We start from the raw sequence: 18200 nt of genomic DNA, 5'->3' as shown, positions 1-18200 counted from the left end.
GCGTGACATGTTCATGAACTGCACCTCCGGAGCCCCTTCCGATGTCAAAACTCGCCCATGCCTGCCTGGCGGCAGGCTTCGCCGTTGCCGGCGCGCTGTCCGTCCCCGTCCATGCCAAGGAGGCTGACGTGGCCAACGACCCGTATGCCTGGCTGGAAGACGTCGAGGGCCAGAAGCCGCTGGACTGGGTGAAGGGCGTCAATGCCAAGGCCGAGGCCGAGATCGCCAGCACCCCCGCCTTCAAGCAGCTGGAAGCCGACATCCGCGCCATCCTCGATTCCGACGCCAAGATCCCGGGCGTGCAGAAGATCGGGGACTTCTACTACAACTTCTGGAAGGACAAGCAGCACGAGCGCGGCCTGTGGCGGCGCACCACGCTGGCCGAGTACCGCAAGGCCCAGCCGCAGTGGGAGACCGTGCTGGACCTGGACGCGCTGAACAAGGCCGAGGGCAAGAATTGGGTCTGGCACGGCGCCGACTGCCGGAAGCCCGACTACAGCCGCTGCCTGATCGCGCTCTCGCGCGGCGGCGCCGATGCCGACGAGACCCGCGAATTCGACCTGGCCAACAAGAAGTTCCTGGCCGACGGCTTCTACCGTCCCGAAGCCAAGGGCGCCCTGGGCTGGAAGGATGCCGACACCGTCTATGTCTACACCGACTTCGGCGCCGGCAGCATGACCAGCTCCGGTTACCCGCGCATCGTCAAGGAATGGAAGCGCGGCACCCCGCTGGACAGCGCCAAGGTGGTCTACGAAGGCAAGCCGGACGACATGTACATCGCGGCGTACCACGACGACACGCCGGGCTTCCAGCGCGATTTCGTCAGCCGCACGCTGGCCTTCTACAACGACGAGCTGTACCTGCGCCGCGCCGATGGCACGCTGGCCAAGATCGACGCGCCGAACTCGGCCAACAAGGGCGTGTTCCGCGAGTGGCTGACGCTGGAGCTGCGCGAGCCATGGACCGTCGGCGGCAAGACCTACGCCGCCGGCTCGCTGCTGGCGGCCAAGTTTGACGACTTCATGACCGGCAAGCGCACGTTCGACGTGCTGTTCGAGCCCACCCAGACCACCTCGCTCGCTGGCATGTCGGTGACCAAGAATCACGTCGTGCTGAACGTGCTGGACGACGTCAAGAACAAGCTCAGCGTGCTGACGCCGTCCGCCAGCGGCTGGAAGCGCAGCGAGTTCGTCGGCGCGCCCAGCTTCGGTACCGTCAGTGTCAGCGCGGTTGACAGCGACGACAGCGATGCCGTGTGGATGACCGTCACCGACTACCTGACCCCGACCACGCTGTCGCTGGCCGAACTGGGCAAGAAGCCGGAGCAGCTGAAGTCGATGCCGGCGTTCTTCGATGCGGCCGGCAAGAAGATCGAGCAGCACTTCGCCACGTCCAAGGACGGCACCAAGGTGCCGTACTTCCTGGTGCGTCCGGAAGGCCTCAAGTACGACGGCAGTACACCGACCCTGCTGTACGGCTATGGCGGTTTCGAGATCTCGATGACCCCCGGGTACTCCGGTGGCGTCGGCAAGGGCTGGCTGGAGAAGGGCGGCGTCTACGCGGTCGCCAACATCCGCGGCGGCGGCGAGTACGGTCCGCGCTGGCACCAGGCGGCGCTGAAGGCCAATCGCCACAAGGCCTATGAGGATTTCGCCGCGGTCGCGCAGGATCTGATCGCGCGCAAGATCACCTCGCCCAAGCACTTGGGCATCCAGGGCGGCAGCAACGGCGGCCTGCTGACGGGCAACATGCTGACGCAATATCCGGAGCTGTTCGGCGCGGTCGTCGTGCAGGTGCCGCTGCTGGACATGAAGCGCTACAGCCACCTGCTGGCCGGTGCGTCGTGGATGGCCGAGTACGGCAATCCCGACACGTCCGACTGGGAATTCATCAAGACCTTCTCGCCGTACCACCTGTTCGATGCGAAGAAGGATTATCCGCCGACGCTGTTCATGACCTCGACGCGCGACGACCGCGTGCACCCCGGCCATGCCCGCAAGATGGCGGCGATGATGCTGGATGCCGGCAAGGACGTGCGCTACTACGAGAACATCGAAGGTGGCCACGGCGGTGCGGCGAACAACGCCCAAGCCGCGCACATGAGCGCGCTGGCCTACACCTTCCTCTGGCAACAGCTGGCCAAGTAAGTCTTCGCTCCCTTCCCCCGCGTGCGGGGGAAGGTGCCCGAAGGGCGGATGGGGGCAGCGCCGACGTCGAACGGAGTCGCTGTCCCCCACCCCATCCCTCCCCCGCAAGCGGAGGAGGGGGCCGACCGCTTCTCCATTGCATCCCGCATTCCCGGACCCCATCCATGAAGACGACTTCCTTCCTGCTTGCCGCGACCGTCCTGATGAGCACCCCGATCACCTCCGCCGTGGCCGCCAGCGCCACTCCACCCGACGTGGCCAAGAAGCCGCACGTGGTCAAGGCGCCGCACGGCGCCGAGCGCAACGACGAGTATTACTGGCTGCGCGACGACAAGCGCGAGAACAAGGAGATGCTCGCCTACCTCGAGGCCGAGAATGCCTACACCGACACGGTGATGGCGCCGCTGAAGCCGCTGGAGGACAAGCTGTACAACGAGGTCGTCGCGCGCATCAAGCAGGACGACGCCAGCGTGCCGTACCGCGAGCGCGGCTGGTGGTACTACGCGCGCTTCGTGACCGGCAAGGATTACCCCGTGCACGCGCGCCGCAAGGACGGCCCGGGCGTGGATGCGGTGTCGATCCAGAAGGCCAATGAAGCCGGTGACTTCGTAGGCGAGCAGGTGCTGCTCGACGTCAATGCGCTTGCGGGTGACAAGCTGTTCTACAGCGTCGGCGACTACGAGGTCAGCCAGGACAACCGGCTGCTCGCCTACGCCGACGACACCAACGGCCGCCGCCAGTACACCATCCGCTTCAAGAACCTGGACACGGATGAGGTGCTGCCGGATACCGTGACCAACGCCGAACCGAACCTGGTCTGGTCCAACGATGGCCGCACGCTGTTCTACGTGGACAAGGACCCCGAAACCCTGCTCAGCAAGCGGGTGAAGTCGCACGTGCTGGGCACGCCGTCCAGCCAGGACAAGCTGGTCTACGAAGAGGAAGACGACAGCTTCTACATGGGCATCGGCCGCACCCGCGACGACAAGTTCATCTGCATCGGCGTGGAAAGCACCGTATCCTCGGAGATGCGCTGCACGCCGGCCGCCGAGCCGGGCGTGTTCACCGTGCTGGCGCCGCGCGAGCGCGACGTCGAGTACCAGGCCGACCACCTGGGCGACCGCTGGGTGATCCGCACCAATGCCGACGGCGCCACCAACTTCAAGGTCGTCACCGCGCCGACCGCATCCACCTCGCGCAAGGACTGGAAGGACTGGATCGCGCACCGCGACGACGTCTTCGTCGAGGGCATCGAACTGTTCGACGGCTTCAGCGTGGTCTCCGAGCGCGCCAATGCGCTGGAAAGCCTGCGCGTGATCAAGGCCGACGGCAGCAGCGACTACATCAAGGCCGATGAATCCGCCTACTCCATGGGCCTGGCCGCGAACCCGGAGACCGGCACCGACTGGGTCCGCTACAGCTACACGTCGATGACCACGCCGGCCACGACCTACGAGATCAACACCAGGACCGGCGAGCGCCGCCAGCTCAAGCAGCAGCCGGTGCCGGGCTACGACGCGTCGAAGTACGTGACCGAGCGTGTGTGGGCGCCGGCGCGCGACGGCAAGACGAAGATCCCGGTGACGCTGGTCTACCGCAAGGACGTCGCCCGCGACGGCAAGGCACCGATGCTGCAGTACGCCTACGGCAGCTATGGCTCGTCGATGGATCCGAACTTCAGCATCACCAACATCAGCCTGCTGGACCGCGGCGTGGTGTACGCGCTGGCGCATATCCGCGGTGGCCAGGAAATGGGCCGCACCTGGTACGACGACGGCAAGCTGTACAACAAGATCAACACCTTCACCGACTTCATCGACGTCACCGACTACCTGGTGAAGGAAGGCTACGCGGCCAAGGACCGCGTCGCCGCGATGGGCGGCAGCGCCGGCGGCCTGCTGATGGGCGCGGTGTCGAACATGGCGCCGGAGAAGTACCGGGTCATCCTGACGCTGGTGCCGTTCGTCGACGTGGCCACCACGATGCTGGACCCCAGCATCCCGCTGACCACCAACGAGTACGACGAGTGGGGCAACCCGGAAGAGAAGGGCTATTACGACTACATCCTGAAGTACTCGCCCTACGACAACCTGCAGGCCAAGGCCTATCCGGCGATGTTCGTCGGCACCGGCCTGTGGGACTCGCAGGTGCAGTACTGGGAGCCGGCCAAGTACGTCGCTCGCCTGCGCGACGTGAACACGAGCAAGAACACCGTCGTGTTCCGCACCAACATGGAAGCCGGCCACGGCGGCAAGTCGGGTCGTTTCCGCCAGTACCGCGAACGCGCGGAGATGTACGCCTTCATGCTCGATCAGCTGGGTGTGCCGTCGAAGTAAGCGCTTCGTGCGGTAATGCGGAGAGCCGGGGAAACCCGGCTCTTTCCGTTTTGGACCCGCGAACGCGGTCCTTCAGCGGAGCGTGTCACCGCCGATAACCCGGAGAGCGGGCGCGGTCGGGTGATGGTCATGGCAGGGTGGAGTACGGTCGCAAGATCGGCGCGGATGGTATTCGCGCCGTCCGTCGCCGATTTGGGGTACAAGGTCGCGGTGCACGATGCCTCTCCGCCGCCGCCGCGTGACCTGCCCGACCCCCGGCCCGTGCGCTTCCGCTGGGCGTGGTGGCTGCTGGCCTACGCCAGCCTGGGCATGGGCATCCTGGGTGTCTTCGTCCCGGGACTGCCGACCACGGTCTTCATCCTTATCGCCGCTTATGCGGCCTCGCGCGGGTCCGAGCGGCTGCACCGTTATCTGGTCACGCACCCGCGCTTCGGCCCGATGATCCATGACTGGCACCGGCATCGCGCGGTGTCCCGGCGCGCCAAGTGGGCGGCCACGTGGACGATGCTGGCCAGCGCGGTGATCCTTCTGACCCTGATGCTGTGGTTGGGTTCGCATCGCGGGTGGATGGTGGCGCTGCCGATCGCCTGCATGGCCGTCGTCGCGACGTGGCTGTGGCGGCGTCCCGAGCCGCCTCGCGGCGGGTGAACGGCCATCGGCATTCATCGCGCTGTGGCTATACTCGCGGCATGAATCGGAACGCCCGCCTTGTCCTCGCTGCCGCCGTGATGGCGGTCCTGTCCGCCTGCGGTGCCAAGGGCCCGCTGTTCATGCCGGAGAAGCCGGTCGAAGAGGCGCCGGTGGCGCCCGCCGAGACCGCCCCGGCCAGCAGCGATACGCTGCCGGCGGAGCCGCCGATCGATCCCGCCACGGTGCCCGCCACCGACGGGAATGGCTGAGCCCCCGCACACCGGGGCCACGGCGATGCGGTTCACCAAGATGCACGGGGCCGGCAACGATTTCGTCGTGCTGGACCTGCGCGGCGGACTGCCGCCGCCGGATGCCGTGCTGGCCGCCGCGCTGGCCGACCGCCACCGGGGCGTGGGCTGCGACCAGATCCTGACCATCGAGACTCCGCGCAGCGCCGGGTCGGTGGCGGCCTACCGCATCTGGAATTCCGACGGCTCGCCGTCTCAGCAATGCGGCAACGGCGCGCGCTGCGTCGCGGCCTGGCTGGTCCGCGATGGCGCGGCCCGCGGCGATGCCTTCGATGTCGACAGTCCGCTGGCCACGCATGCCGTGCAGCGCATCGGCGACGACCGCTACGCCATCGCGATGGGCGTGCCCGAGTTCGTGCCGGCGCGCATCCCGCTGCAGGGCTTCGAGCAGGTGCGCGGGGAGTACGACGCCGACGTGGACGAGGGTGTGCGCCTGCACTTCGGCGCGGTGTCGATGGGCAATCCGCATGCCGTGATCGAGGTCCCGTCCGTCGATGCCGCGCCCGTCCTGCACTACGGACCATTGCTGCAGCGCTCGTGGCATTTCCCCGAATCGGTCAACGTCGGTTTCGCCGAAGTCGTGGCGCGCGACCGCGTGCGCCTGCGCGTGTACGAGCGCGGCGTGGGCGAGACGCTGGCCTGCGGCAGCGGCGCCTGCGCGGCGGCGGCGGTCCTGATCCGCCGCGAGCGGGTCGACCGCGACGTGGCCATCGCGCTGCCGGGCGGCGAGTTGCGCATCCGCTGGCCGTCCGACGACGCGCCGGTCATCATGTCCGGGCCGGCGGCATTCGTATTCGAAGGGGAATGGAAAGCATGAGCGAGACACTGCACAAACTGGGCGCCCACGACGTCGCGGCCTGGCTGCGGCGGCACCCGACCTTCCTGAAGCAGTTCCCGGACCTGGCGCTGAGCATGGTGGTGCCGCGCGACGACGGTCCCACGGCCTCGCTGGCCAGCTATCAGCTGGAAGTGCTGCGCGACAAGAACCGCGAATTGTCGCGGCGCCTCAACGACCTGTTCGCCAATGCGCAGGAGAACGAACGCCTGGCGGTGCGTACGCACCAGTTGGCGCTGACCCTGATGAAGCAGGCCACCGCCGCCGATACCGTGCGTGCGATGGCGGCCTCGCTGGCCGAGGACTTCAATGGCGACCGCGTCAGCATCGTGCTGCTGCAGCCGGTGGCCGGGCTGGAAGAAAGCGAGTGGCTGCAGGTCATCCCGGCGGACAACCCGCACATGGCGCCGTTCCGCGACTGCCTGCGCGACGGCGAGCCGATCTGCGGCCGCCTGCAGCCGGAAAAGCACGTGCTGCTGTACGGCGCGCGCGCCGAGGAAGTAGCCTCGTCGGCCTTGCTGCCGCTGCCGGGCATCGGCCTGGTCGCCGTCGGCAGCCGCGACGGCAACCGCTTCTACCCCGGCATGGGCACGCTGTTCCTGCGCATGATGGGCGATACGCTGGTGACGGCGCTGAAGCGGTTCGATGGCTGAGCGCGGACCGGCGCGTCCTGCCGTCATTCCTGCGAAAGCCGGAATCCATGTTGCTTTTTCTCGTTCGATGTCGAGGCTACGGCAACAGCAAAATGGATTCCGGCTTTCGCCGGAATGACGGATTGTCGTGATCTACGCAGTCGCCGACTTTCTTGCCCACCTCGAAGTCGAGCGTCGCGTCTCCGCGCATACGCTGGACGCGTACCGCCGTGACCTCGCCGCACTGACGGAGTGGGCGCAGGCCCAGGGTCTCGCCGAGCTGGCCGACATACAGGCTGAACAGCTGCGCGGGTTCGTCGCCAGCGAACACCGCCGTGGCCTCTCGCCGAAGAGTCTGCAGCGTCGCCTTTCGGCCTGCCGCAGTTACTACCAGTGGTTGCTGAAGCACGGTCGCATCGCCGCCAGCCCTGCTGCCGCGCTGCGCGCGCCGAAGGCGCCGCGCAAGTTGCCGCAGGTACTCGATGCGGACGAGGCCGTCCGGCTCGTCGAGGTCCCCACCGATGCGCCGCTGGGCAGGCGCGACCGCGCATTGCTCGAACTCTTCTATTCCTCCGGCCTGCGCCTGAGCGAGCTGTGCGCGCTGCGCTGGGGCGACCTCGACATGGCCGGCGGCATGGTCACCGTGCTCGGCAAGGGCAGCAAGGAGCGCAAGGTGCCGGTTGGCTCGCATGCGCGCCATGCGCTGACCGAGTGGCGACAGGAACGGCCAGCCGGCAACGAGGCATTCGTGTTCCCGGGCCGCGGCGAGGGGCCGATCTCGCAGCGCGCCGTGCAGATCCGCATCAAGCAGCTCGCGCAGCGCCAGGGGCTGTTCAAGCACGTGCACCCGCACATGCTGCGGCACAGTTTCGCCAGCCACATCCTGGAATCGTCCGGCGACCTGCGCGGCGTGCAGGAACTGCTCGGCCACGCCGACATCGCCACCACGCAGATCTATACGCACCTGGACTTCCAGCACCTGGCCAAGGTGTACGACGCCGCGCATCCGCGGGCGAAGCGGAAGAAGGGCTGAACCGGCGCGTCGAAGGTCATGCTTGAACCGGTGACCGGCGTCCCCACCTCTGGGGGAACACCCCGGAGGCCTGCATGGACCCCAGCCAGAATCCCAACGTTTTCCACGCCACCACCATCCTGTCCGTGCGCCGCAACGGCCATGTCGCCGTCGCCGGCGACGGCCAGGTGACGCTGGGCCATACGGTGATGAAGGGCAACGCGCGCAAGGTGCGCCGGCTCGGCCGCGACGGCCAGGTGCTGGCGGGTTTCGCCGGTGCGGCGGCCGATGCGTTCACGCTGTTCGAACTGTTCGAAGCCAAGCTGGAAAAGCACGGCCAGCTGACGCGTGCGGCGGTCGAACTGGCGAAGGACTGGCGCACCGAACGCCGCCTCGGCAAGCTCGAAGCCCTGCTCGCGGTCGCCGACAAGGAAACCTCGCTGATCATCAGCGGCACCGGTGACGTGATCGAACCCGAGGACGGCATCATCGCCATCGGCTCCGGTGGTTCCTACGCCCTGTCCGCAGCGCGCGCGCTGCTGGCGCACACCGAGCTGGACGCGAAGTCCATCGCCGTCGAGTCGCTGAACATCGCCGGCGACATCTGCATCTACACCAACCGCAACGTGGTGGTCGAAGAGCTCTGAGGCTCCGACCGCCATCCTGCTCCGACCATCAAGGTCGGGGCTGAAGCCCCTCCTACAGAACATCACGCCATGACCGAAAACACCTCGTCCACCATGACGCCGCGCGAGATCGTGCAGGAACTGGACCGCCACATCGTCGGCCAGCAGGCCGCCAAGCGCGCCGTCGCCATCGCACTGCGCAACCGCTGGCGCCGCATGCAGCTCGATGCCGGGCTGCGCAACGAAGTGATGCCGAAGAACATCCTGCTGATCGGCCCCACCGGCGTCGGCAAGACCGAGATCGCGCGCCGGCTGGCCACGCTGGCCAACGCGCCGTTCGTGAAGGTGGAAGCCACCCGCTTCACCGAGGTCGGCTACGTGGGCAAGGACGTCGAGCAGATCGTCCGCGACCTGGCCGACACCGCGGTGAAGATGTACCGCGAACAGGCCAAGGCGCGCATGCGCACGCAGGCCGAGGAGCGCGCCGAAGACCGCATCCTCGATGCGCTGCTGCCGCGCCGCGATGCCGCAGGCGGCAATGGCTTCGGTTTCGGCGCTGCCACCACGACCGTCGACATCGGTGCCGAACCCTCGTCGAAGGAGTCGGAGACCCGCCAGAAGCTGCGTCGGCAGCTGCGCAGCGGCGACCTGGACGATCGCGAGATCGAACTGGAGCTGGCGGCCAATGTCGGCGTCGACATCATGACGCCGCCCGGGATGGAGGAGATGGGCCAGCAGCTGCGGCAGATGTTCTCCAACCTCGGCGGGCAGAAGACGCACAAGCGCACCGTCACCATCAAGGCCGCGCGCCCGCAGCTGGTCGAGGAAGAGGCCGCCAAGCTGGTCAACGAGGACGACATCCGGGCCGCCGCCATCGAGGCCTGCGAACAGCACGGCATCGTCTTCATCGACGAGATCGACAAGGTCGCCAAGCGCAGCGGCACCATGAGCGGCGCCGACGTCAGCCGCGAGGGCGTGCAGCGCGACCTACTGCCGCTGGTGGAAGGCAGCAACGTGTCGACCAAGTACGGCACGGTGAAGACCGACCACATCCTGTTCATCGCCTCGGGCGCGTTCCACCTGGCCAAGCCCAGCGACCTGATCCCGGAACTGCAGGGCCGCTTCCCCATCCGCGTCGAACTGACGGCGTTGAGCAAGCAGGATTTCATCCGCATCCTCACCGAACCCAAGGCTGCGCTGACGAAGCAGTATGTCGAACTGATGAAGACGGAAGGCGTGGCGCTGCGCTTCACCGACGATGCGGTGGGTCGCCTCGCCGAGATCGCCGCGCTGGTCAACGAGCGCCAGGAGAACATCGGTGCCCGTCGCCTGCATACCGTGCTGGAGCGGTTGCTGGATACGCTGAGCTATGAAGCACCCGATCGCGACGGCCAGAACGTCACCATCGACCGCGACTACGTCGATGCGCATCTTGGCGAGCTGGTGCAGGACCCCGACCTGAGCCGCTACATCCTGTAATCCCACGAACCCGCCGCAAGGCGGGTTCTTCGTTGCGGCCGATGGCAACGCGGGCGTCGGCTACAATCGACTCCCACGCCGCATGCACCGATCCGCCGATGAGTACGTTGCCTCCCTGCCCGCAATGCGCGTCCGCCTATACGTACGAGGACGGTGCGCAGCTGGTCTGCCCGGAATGCGGCCACGAGTGGTCGGCGGACGCGGCGACCGCCGGCGATGACGAACGCGTCATCAAGGACGCCAACGGCAACGTGCTGCAGGATGGCGACACCGTCACCGTCATCAAGGACCTGAAGGTCAAGGGGTCGTCGCTGGTGGTGAAGGTCGGCACCAAGGTCAAGAACATCCGCCTGGTCGACGGCGACCACGACATCGACTGCAAGATCGACGGCATCGGCGCGATGAAGCTCAAGTCGGAGTTCGTCCGCAAGGCCTGACCTCGCGGACGGGTGTTCAGTCCTCGCCGATGTCCTCGTTCCACACGTCGGGATTGGCGCGGATGTAGCCGCCGAGCAGGTCGATGCAGTCCTGGCTCTGCAGGTCGATGACCTCGACGCCGGATTCGCGCAACCAGTCGATGCCGCCCTGGAACGTCACAGACTCCCCGACCACCACGGTGCCGATGTTGAACTGGCGCACCAGGCCGCTGCAGTACCAGCACGGCGCCAGCGTGGTGACCATGATCGTGTCGCGGTAGCGGCGCTGGCGGCCGGCCTTGCGGAAGGCGTCGGTCTCGCCGTGCACGGAGGGATCGCCTTCCTGCACGCGGCGGTTGTGGCCGCAGCCGAGCAGGCGCCCATCCTGGTGGTACAGCGCCGCCCCGATCGGGATGCCGCCCTCGGCCAGCCCCTGGCGTGCCTCATCGATGGCGGTCTGCAACAGGGCGCGGTAGTCGGGGGTGGTGATCATGGCGAGACATCGATGTCGGGCGAGTGCGCGGGATCATACACGCAGAGAATGTGATGCCACGCACGGCACTGGCGGCGTGCAGCCGTTAGAACACGACGTGCGATGCGGGATGCGCATCGGGGATCGAGGGAGCAGGGGATCATGGGGAAGGACGTCGACGCCGTGCCACGCAGCGCGTGGGCCATGGCGCTGCTGGTGGCCGCCTGCAGCCTGTCGTTCGCGACGGGGTTGCGCGCGCAGACCATCGAACAGGGGCTGCTTCAGCTGGAGTGGGGCGATCCACCGCGTACTGCGGCAGGGCAGCCGCGCCTGGCGCCGCGCTTCAACGCGTCGCTGCTGAAGGACGACGGCAGCCGTATCCCACTGGACCCCGCGCAGGCGAAGCTGGCGGCCGGCGACCTGTACGTGCTGGCGAACCGGCGCGTCGCCGTGGCGTTCGCGCCACAGGGGCGCGTGATGTCCTCCGCGCCCGAGATCCAGGCGATCGTGCCGGCCGACCGCACCACGCAGTCGGCACAGGTGCATGCCGCCAATGCGCGCGTCATGGCCGCGGCGCCGATCAGCGGCGTCACCCGCTGGGTGACGCTGATGTGCAAGTTCAACGACATCGTCGACGAGCAGAAGGACCTGGCGTTCTTCCAGTCGCAGTACGGCGAAGGCGTCGGCCAGCTGGGCCACTACTGGCGCGAGGTGTCTTACAACAAGATCAACCTGGCCGGCAGCACAGCGCACGGGTGGTACGCCTTGCCGAACCCGCGTTCGACGTACGTGACCAAGGTGGACGGAAAGGACAAGGCCGACCTCAACAAGCTGTTCGCCGATTGCGCGTCGGCGGCGCCGGAAACGGTCGATCTGAATGGGCCGGTCGGCATCAACATGATGTTCAATGGCGATCTCGACGGCTTCGCCTGGGGTGGACAGAGCTGCGCCACCGTGCGCGGGGTGCGGCTGTGCAAGCGGGTGACGTGGAATCCGCCCTGGTCGTTCCGCAACCTCGCGCCGCTGGCCCACGAAATGGGCCACGGTTACGGCCTGCCGCATTCGGACAATTCCGATGGCGACGACGATACCTACGACAACCCATGGGACGTGATGAGCGATGGCTGGTCCAACGCGGTGGGCGACGCCACCTACGGCACGCGCCCGAAGCACATCAACATTTTCCAGCGCCACCGCTTGAGCTGGGTGGACGCGCCACGCCAGAGGATCATCGCGCTGGGGGATCTCGGCACCTACGACATTGCGCTGGACTACGCGAGCCTGGCGAACTCGACGAACGTGCAGATGCTGGTGCTGTCGCTGTCGCCGCAGGCGGATCCCTATGCGACCGTGGTGTACACACTGGAGGCGCGCAAGCGCGAAGGCACCTACGAGGGCAACCTGGCCGGCAATGCGGTGATCATCCACAAGCTGGAGCGCTCCGGCACGGCCTACAGCATCGATGCCGATGTCCCGCCGGCCAACCGGTCCAACAACGAAGGCTCGATGTTCAAGGTGGGCGAGCGCTGGATCACGCCGGAAGCGTCGCATCTGGTGACGATCACGTCGCAGACCGCCACCGGCTTCGTGGTGACCGTCGGCCCGAGGCGGGTGATGAGCAGTCCGCTGCCCGCGCGCCTGAAGCCCGACGCCGTTGCACCCGCATCGTCGGCCTTGCCTGCGCTCCCTGCCGCAGACGCTGCGGCGTCAGGCAGCAGCGGCGGCGACGCGCGCGCGCCGGCGCGCGCGCTTTGCGCCGCCAACGGCATGCGATCGATGGCGGCGACGTGTGCGATCCGCGAACGCTGACTGTCGGGGATGCCCCGACGGCTTCCGGCGTCTCCCTACACCGTGTAAGTGCGCGGTGTAGGGGCATAAAAGAATGAGGTTCGCGCTCGATTCCTGACCTGCATCGCAGTTCGGAACATCCGGCGGAAATCGCCGGAAACACCCCTCAAGACCTCGTGCCTCCTGCCGACACCCCGACCATGGCGGCGTCATCTCGACCCGTCGTCGTGAATGGGGTCGCGCGTGATCAAACACCGATCAGCCGACACGCGGCGCAAGGGCATTCGGGTGTCCTTCGCTGTCGGAATGTCGGTTCTGGCCTGCATCTTCACGGGTTCTCCGCTGCGTGCGGAGACCGTGGTGCAGGGCACTCTTCAACTGCAGTGGGCGGATCCTCCGCGCGCACTGCCCGGACGCGCGCCAGCGCCGCCGCAGCTGGATGCGTGGCTGGACATGGGTCCTGGACGGCGCGTCGCGCTGGATGTGGCGCAGGCCAGGAAGGCCGCAGGCGATCTCTACGCGCTGGCGAACCGCCGCGTGGCGGTGTCGTACGCGACGCGCGCCGACATCGCGACATCGTCCAGGGTCATGTCATCCGCGGCGGCGACGCCGTCGATCAGCGCCATCGTGCCCACCGATCGCCTGCCGCAACGCGCGCTGGCGGTGGCCGCCGACGGACGCGTCATGGCATCCGCGCCCGTACTCGGTGCGACCCGCTGGATCACGCTGATGTGCAAGTTCGCCGATGTCGCGACCGAGCAGAAGCCGCGCAGCTACTTCCAGGACCAGTACGGCAATGCGCCCGGCCAGTTGGGCCACTACTGGTCCGAGGTGTCCTACGGCCAGATCAATCTCGCCGGCAGTTCCGCACACGGCTGGTACGCGTTGCCGAAGCCGCGATCGGCCTACCTGGCCGATGTCAACGGCAAGCAGAAGGCACAGCTGTCGGAACTCTTCGCCGATTGCGCGGCTGCGGCGGATGCGGAGGTGGACTTCACGGGCATCCAGGGCGTCAACCTGATGTTCAACGGCGAACTTGACGGCAATGCCTGGGGCGGTGGCGCATGCACCACGCTCGATGGCGTTTACGCGTGCACGCGCGTCACCTGGAGCCCGCCGTGGTCGTTCGCCAATCTCGCGCCGCTGGCGCACGAGATGGGGCATGGCTACGGCTTGCCGCATTCCAACAATTCCGATGGCGACAGCGATACGTACGACAACCCCTGGGACGTCATGAGCGATGCGTGGCGGAATGCCACCAGCGACGCCACGTATGGACTACTGCCTAAGCATCCGAACATGTACCAGCGCGAACGACTGGGCTGGCTGCCCGCATCGCGCAAGCGCATCATCGCCGCCGACAACCGCGATACGCACGAATTCGTGCTGGATGCCGGCAGCGTGCTGAAGACCGCGAACACGCAGCTGGTAGTGCTCGCCCTGCCGGCGCAGCCCGATCCCTACAAGACCGTGATCTACACGCTGGAGGCGCGGCGCCGCACCGGCACGTACGAATCGAAGCTGGCGGGGGACGCGGTGATCATCCACAAGCTGGAGGATTACGGGATCGCCTACAGCATCGACCGCGATACGCCGGCGGCCACGGTCTCCAGCAACGAAGGCTCCATGCTGAAGCCGGGCGGACGCTGGAATACGCCGGACGAACTGCACTGGGTCGAGGTCGTGTCGGAGACTCCGCAGGGATTCGTCGTGCGCGTCGGTCCGCGGCCACGCTCCATGAGTTCGCCCGCACCGGTGCTGGAGCGCCCAGTCAGCGTCGCCGCCTCGTCGCCGTCGGCACCGAAGCCCTCGCCGTCGTCGCCGACCCCGGCGATCCCTGCCGCCAGGTCGGCTACCGCACGCCGGCGCACTTGCGATGCCTTGCCGTCGCTGTTGCGGTTGGCACCGGTGTGCGCATTGCTGGAGCGCTGACCGGCGTGCGATGCGCGCAAAGGTATCGACGTAAGTGTCGATGCCATCCCATTCGCGTGTGACAACGTGATCTGCGTGGCGCATGCGCTACGACATCGCGGAGTGCGCCGCACGACGCAGGCAAACAACGACCTGCATTCCAGAACGAAAATTTCGTCGTCGATGACGGCGGACCGGTTGCCGCATTGCGCATCGCATGCCGATGTCCCGGATAGCCGCGCAGTCCTGCGCGCATTCGGAGAGCGACATGGTGCCGGAACGATGGGCGAGCCATCGTGTGGTTGCGCGCGGGCGCATGCTGCTGCTGTGCCTGGCGGCAGGTGTCGCGGCGGCGGCGGAGGCGAGGGCGGACGAGATCCTCCAGGGCGTCCTGCAACTGCGCTGGGGCGACGCTCCGCATGCGTCGCGCACACACGCGCATGGCACATCGATCGAACCGTTCGAAGCCTGGCTGGATGCCGGGCCGGGTCGTCGGCATCGCCTCGATACCGCGCAGGCGCGGCGTGCCGCAGGAGACCTGTATGCGTTGGCCAACCGCCGCATCGCCGTGTCCTACGGTCACCGCTCAGTGCCTGCGATGGCGAGCCCCAAGAGTGCTTCGTCCGCGCCGACGCTGTCTGAGATCACCGCCATCGTGCCGGTGGACGGCCCTCCCGGAAGGCCGATGGCAAAGAGCGATTTCGGTGGAAGCGGAACGCCATGGCAGGTGGCCGGCAGCACGCGCTGGATCAGCGTCATGTGCAGGTTCGCCGATGTCGCGGCGGAACCGAAGCCGCGCGCGTTCTTCCAGGCCCAGTACGGTGAGGCGCCCGGCCAGCTGGGACACTACTGGTCCGAGGTGTCGTATGGCCGCGTCAGCCTGTCCGGCAGTACGGCGCACGGCTGGTACACGCTGCCCAAGGCGCGAGCCGCGTATCTGACGCTGGTGAACGGCCGGACACGGGCCGATCTGTCGCAACTGTTTTCCGATTGCGCGGCGCTGGCGGATGCCGACGTCGATTTCCGCGGTGCGCAGGGCGTCAACCTGATGTTCAACGCGGAACTGGATGGGCATGCCTGGGGTGGCGGCGCCTGTGCCGATCTTGACGGCAGTTACCAGTGCACGCGCGCGACGTGGAATCCGCCGTGGTCATTCACTAACCTCGCGCCGCTGGCGCACGAGATGGGACATGGCTACGGGCTGCCGCATTCGGACAACTCCGATGGCGATGGCGATACCTACGACAATCCCTGGGACCTCATGAGCGATGCCTGGCGGAATGCCGTCAGCGATGTCGCCTACGGTCTGTTGCCCAAGTCCCTGGCCATGGTCCAGCGCGAGCGCCTGGGCTGGGTGGTGCCGGCGGACAAGCGGATCATTTCCGCCGACAACGGCGAGACCCACGACGTGATGGTGGCCTGGGCGGATGTCGCCACGACGGGCGCGGTGCGGATGCTGGTGCTCGTGATGCCGAACCCGTCCGATCCCTATCGAACCGTGACCTACACGCTGGAAGCGCGTCGACGCGTAGGCACCTACGACGCTCGCCTGGCGGGCGATGCGGTGATCATCCATGCGCTGGAAGATTACGGGATCGCCCGCAGTATCGATGCCGACCGGCCGGCGGCGGACCTGTCGGGCAACGAGGGTTCCATGTTCCGCGTCGGCGAAACCTGGAAGACGCCGGACGAACGGCACTGGGTGCAGGTGCTGTCCTTGACGGCGACGGGCTTCCTGGTGCGGGTCGGCCCGCGTCCGCGCGCGATGAGCACGCCGTCGCCGGTGCTGGTGCAGTCCGGCCCGGTCGCTGCGTCGTCGGTACCAGCGCGTGCCACCACGCCGAAGACGGCGCCGCGCGCCTCGCGTCGTGTACCGCCCCGTCGTTGCGACGTACTGCCGCGCGTGTTCCGCATCCAGGCGGTATGTGCGTGGCTGGCAAGGTGAAGGGAGCGAGCGGCCATGCGCGCGCGACATCCGGTGCGGGAGATAAGTCCCCGTGTCTGCATGCGCATGGCGCTCGCATTGCTGCTGGCATGCGGCGTGATCGCGTCCACTCGGGCGCAGACGGTCGTGCACGGCGTGCTGCAGTTGCGATGGGGCGATCCGCCACCCGAGGCGCGGGGACCCGCCGCCGCATCGCGCTTCGAGGCGTGGCTGGACGTCGGATCCGGTCATCGCATCGCGCTGGACGCGTTGCAGTCCCGCAGGGCGGCAGGCGACCTGTCTGCACTCGCCAACCGGCGCGTAGCGGTGTCCTACGCTGCACGTTCACCGGCAGCCGGCATCGATGCCATCGTGCCGGTCGAGCTGCCTGTGCGCGCGAAGGCAGGACTTGCGAACGGACGCACGCTGGCGATGGCCCCCGTGCTGGGCAGTACGCGCTGGCTGACGGTGATGTGCAAGTTCGCCGACGTCGCGTCGGAACCGAAGCCGCGCGCCTTTTTCCAGGGGCAGTACGGCAACGCGCCCGGACAACTCGGCCACTACTGGTCCGAAGTGTCGTACGGTCAGGTCGACCTGGCCGGCAGCAGCGCACACGGTTGGTACACGCTGCCGCGACCGCGGTCGGCGTACGTGTCCGTCGTCAATGGCGCGCCGAAGGTGGACTTGAACGCGTTGTTCGCGGAGTGCACCGCACTGGCGGATGCCGAGGTGGACTACGCGGGGGCGCACGGCATCAACCTGATGTTCAACGCCGAACTCGATGGCCGTGCGTGGGGCGGTGGAGCCTGCGCCATGCTGGATGGCACCTACCGCTGCACGCGCGCCACGTGGAATCCGCCGTGGGCGTTCGCCAACCTGGCAGGGCTGGCGCACGAGATGGGGCATGGCTACGGATTGCCGCATTCGGACAACTCCGACGGCGATGCCGACACCCACGACAATCCGTGGGACGTGATGAGCGATGCCTGGCGGCACGCCGCCACGGATCCGACGTACGGCCTGTTGCCCAAGTATCCGGGCATGGTGCAACGCGAACGTCTCGGCTGGGTCGCGCCGGCACGCAAGCGCGTGGTGCCGGCGGACAATCGGCAGGTACTGGAGTTCCACCTCGATGCCGTCGACCTGCGCACTACGGACGGCGTGCAGATGATCCTGCTCGAAGGCGACGCGCAGCCCGATCCCTACCGGACCGTCCTGCACGTGATCGAGGCGCGACGGCGTGGCGGCACGTACGAGGCCGGCCTGGCAGGCGACGCGGTGATCATCCACGTGCTGCAGGACTATGGCATCGCGCGCAGTGTCGACGCGGACATGCCGGCGGCCGATCTCGCCGCCAACGAAGGTTCGATGTTCAAGCCCGGCGAGCAATGGGGTACGCCGGCCGGCCTGCACTACCTCCAGGTGGTGTCCGCGACCGACACGGGATTCGTGGTGCGGATCGGGCCGCGGCCGCGGGTGATGAGTACGCCGGTCCCCGCGCTCGAAAGGCTTGCCGCCACCGCGTCTTCGACGGCGTCGCCGTCGCCATGGCCGCGCAGGCAGACGCCCGCTCTTCCGGTCCTGCCTTCACCGTGCAGGGTCGTGGGCGGCGCACCGTGGCGGCTTGCGGCCTGCCTGCGCCAGGATCGCTGAGCGCGCAGGCGGGACCGGCCGGCCGGGTAGT

Annotated in this window: 15 protein-coding genes; 14 read left to right on the top strand and 1 reads right to left on the bottom strand. The window is 67.5% G+C overall.

What is annotated here, in order from left to right:
- The first annotated feature begins 41 nt into the window (after positions 1–41).
- The 10 genes from AC04MD_RS12250 (at position 42) to AC04MD_RS12205 (ending at position 10442) form a co-directional block, all read left to right on the top strand.
- The gene (locus AC04MD_RS12250) at positions 42–2147 is read left to right on the top strand and encodes a prolyl oligopeptidase family serine peptidase (RefSeq protein WP_475497531.1); all 2106 of its coding nucleotides are present in this window, start codon (positions 42–44) and stop codon (positions 2145–2147) included.
- Positions 2148–2311: 164 nt separating this feature from the next.
- Positions 2312–4483: a S9 family peptidase gene (locus AC04MD_RS12245; RefSeq protein WP_475497530.1), complete on the top strand. Its 2172-nt coding sequence runs from the start codon at positions 2312–2314 to the stop codon at positions 4481–4483.
- A 309-nt stretch (positions 4484–4792) separates the two neighbouring features.
- Complete coding sequence (locus tag AC04MD_RS12240) at positions 4793–5131, top strand: YbaN family protein (protein WP_475497704.1); 339 nt, start codon at positions 4793–4795, stop codon at positions 5129–5131.
- Positions 5132–5172: 41 nt separating this feature from the next.
- Positions 5173–5382, top strand: coding sequence for an LPS translocon maturation chaperone LptM (gene lptM / locus AC04MD_RS12235; RefSeq protein WP_475497529.1), 210 nt, complete (start codon positions 5173–5175; stop codon positions 5380–5382).
- Complete coding sequence (gene dapF, locus AC04MD_RS12230; RefSeq protein WP_475497528.1) at positions 5375–6238, top strand: diaminopimelate epimerase; 864 nt, start codon at positions 5375–5377, stop codon at positions 6236–6238. The genes lptM and dapF overlap by 8 nt, the downstream gene beginning before the upstream one ends.
- Positions 6235–6909, top strand: a complete 675-nt coding sequence (locus tag AC04MD_RS12225; protein ID WP_475497527.1) for a DUF484 family protein — start codon at positions 6235–6237, stop codon at positions 6907–6909. Before dapF ends, AC04MD_RS12225 begins: the two co-directional genes overlap by 4 nt.
- Positions 6910–7039: 130 nt before the next feature.
- Positions 7040–7921 (top strand): tyrosine recombinase XerC, encoded by an 882-nt coding sequence (gene xerC, locus AC04MD_RS12220; RefSeq protein ID WP_475497703.1) that lies wholly within the window; start codon positions 7040–7042, stop codon positions 7919–7921.
- Between the two features lie 74 nt (positions 7922–7995).
- On the top strand, positions 7996–8547 hold the full coding sequence (gene hslV / locus AC04MD_RS12215; RefSeq protein ID WP_056879246.1) for an ATP-dependent protease subunit HslV: 552 nt from the start codon (positions 7996–7998) through the stop codon (positions 8545–8547).
- A 69-nt stretch (positions 8548–8616) separates the two neighbouring features.
- Complete coding sequence (gene hslU, locus AC04MD_RS12210) at positions 8617–10005, top strand: ATP-dependent protease ATPase subunit HslU (RefSeq protein WP_475497526.1); 1389 nt, start codon at positions 8617–8619, stop codon at positions 10003–10005.
- Between the two features lie 98 nt (positions 10006–10103).
- Positions 10104–10442 carry a zinc ribbon domain-containing protein YjdM gene (locus AC04MD_RS12205; RefSeq protein WP_475497525.1) on the top strand — a complete coding sequence of 113 codons (339 nt, stop codon included), beginning with the start codon at positions 10104–10106 and terminating at the stop codon, positions 10440–10442.
- Between the two features lie 16 nt (positions 10443–10458).
- Here AC04MD_RS12205 and AC04MD_RS12200 read toward each other — a convergent pair whose 3' ends face one another.
- The gene (locus AC04MD_RS12200) at positions 10459–10914 is read right to left on the bottom strand and encodes a nucleoside deaminase (protein WP_475497524.1); all 456 of its coding nucleotides are present in this window, start codon (positions 10912–10914) and stop codon (positions 10459–10461) included.
- A gap of 141 nt (positions 10915–11055) precedes the next feature.
- Between AC04MD_RS12200 and AC04MD_RS12195 the strand changes: the two genes are divergently transcribed.
- The 4 genes from AC04MD_RS12195 to AC04MD_RS12180 all read left to right on the top strand — a co-directional run bounded on the left by AC04MD_RS12195 (position 11056) and on the right by AC04MD_RS12180 (position 18169).
- Complete coding sequence (locus AC04MD_RS12195; protein WP_475497523.1) at positions 11056–12702, top strand: metallopeptidase domain-containing protein; 1647 nt, start codon at positions 11056–11058, stop codon at positions 12700–12702.
- Between the two features lie 339 nt (positions 12703–13041).
- On the top strand, positions 13042–14613 hold the full coding sequence (locus AC04MD_RS12190; protein ID WP_475497522.1) for a metallopeptidase domain-containing protein: 1572 nt from the start codon (positions 13042–13044) through the stop codon (positions 14611–14613).
- Between the two features lie 247 nt (positions 14614–14860).
- Positions 14861–16537, top strand: coding sequence for a metallopeptidase domain-containing protein (locus AC04MD_RS12185; protein ID WP_475497521.1), 1677 nt, complete (start codon positions 14861–14863; stop codon positions 16535–16537).
- A gap of 60 nt (positions 16538–16597) precedes the next feature.
- Positions 16598–18169, top strand: coding sequence for a metallopeptidase domain-containing protein (locus tag AC04MD_RS12180; protein WP_475497520.1), 1572 nt, complete (start codon positions 16598–16600; stop codon positions 18167–18169).
- Positions 18170–18200 lie beyond the last annotated feature (31 nt).

The sequence above is a fragment of the Pseudoxanthomonas sp. LjRoot206 genome, assembly GCF_056175725.1.
This window is presented reverse-complemented; position numbering and strand designations above follow the sequence as displayed.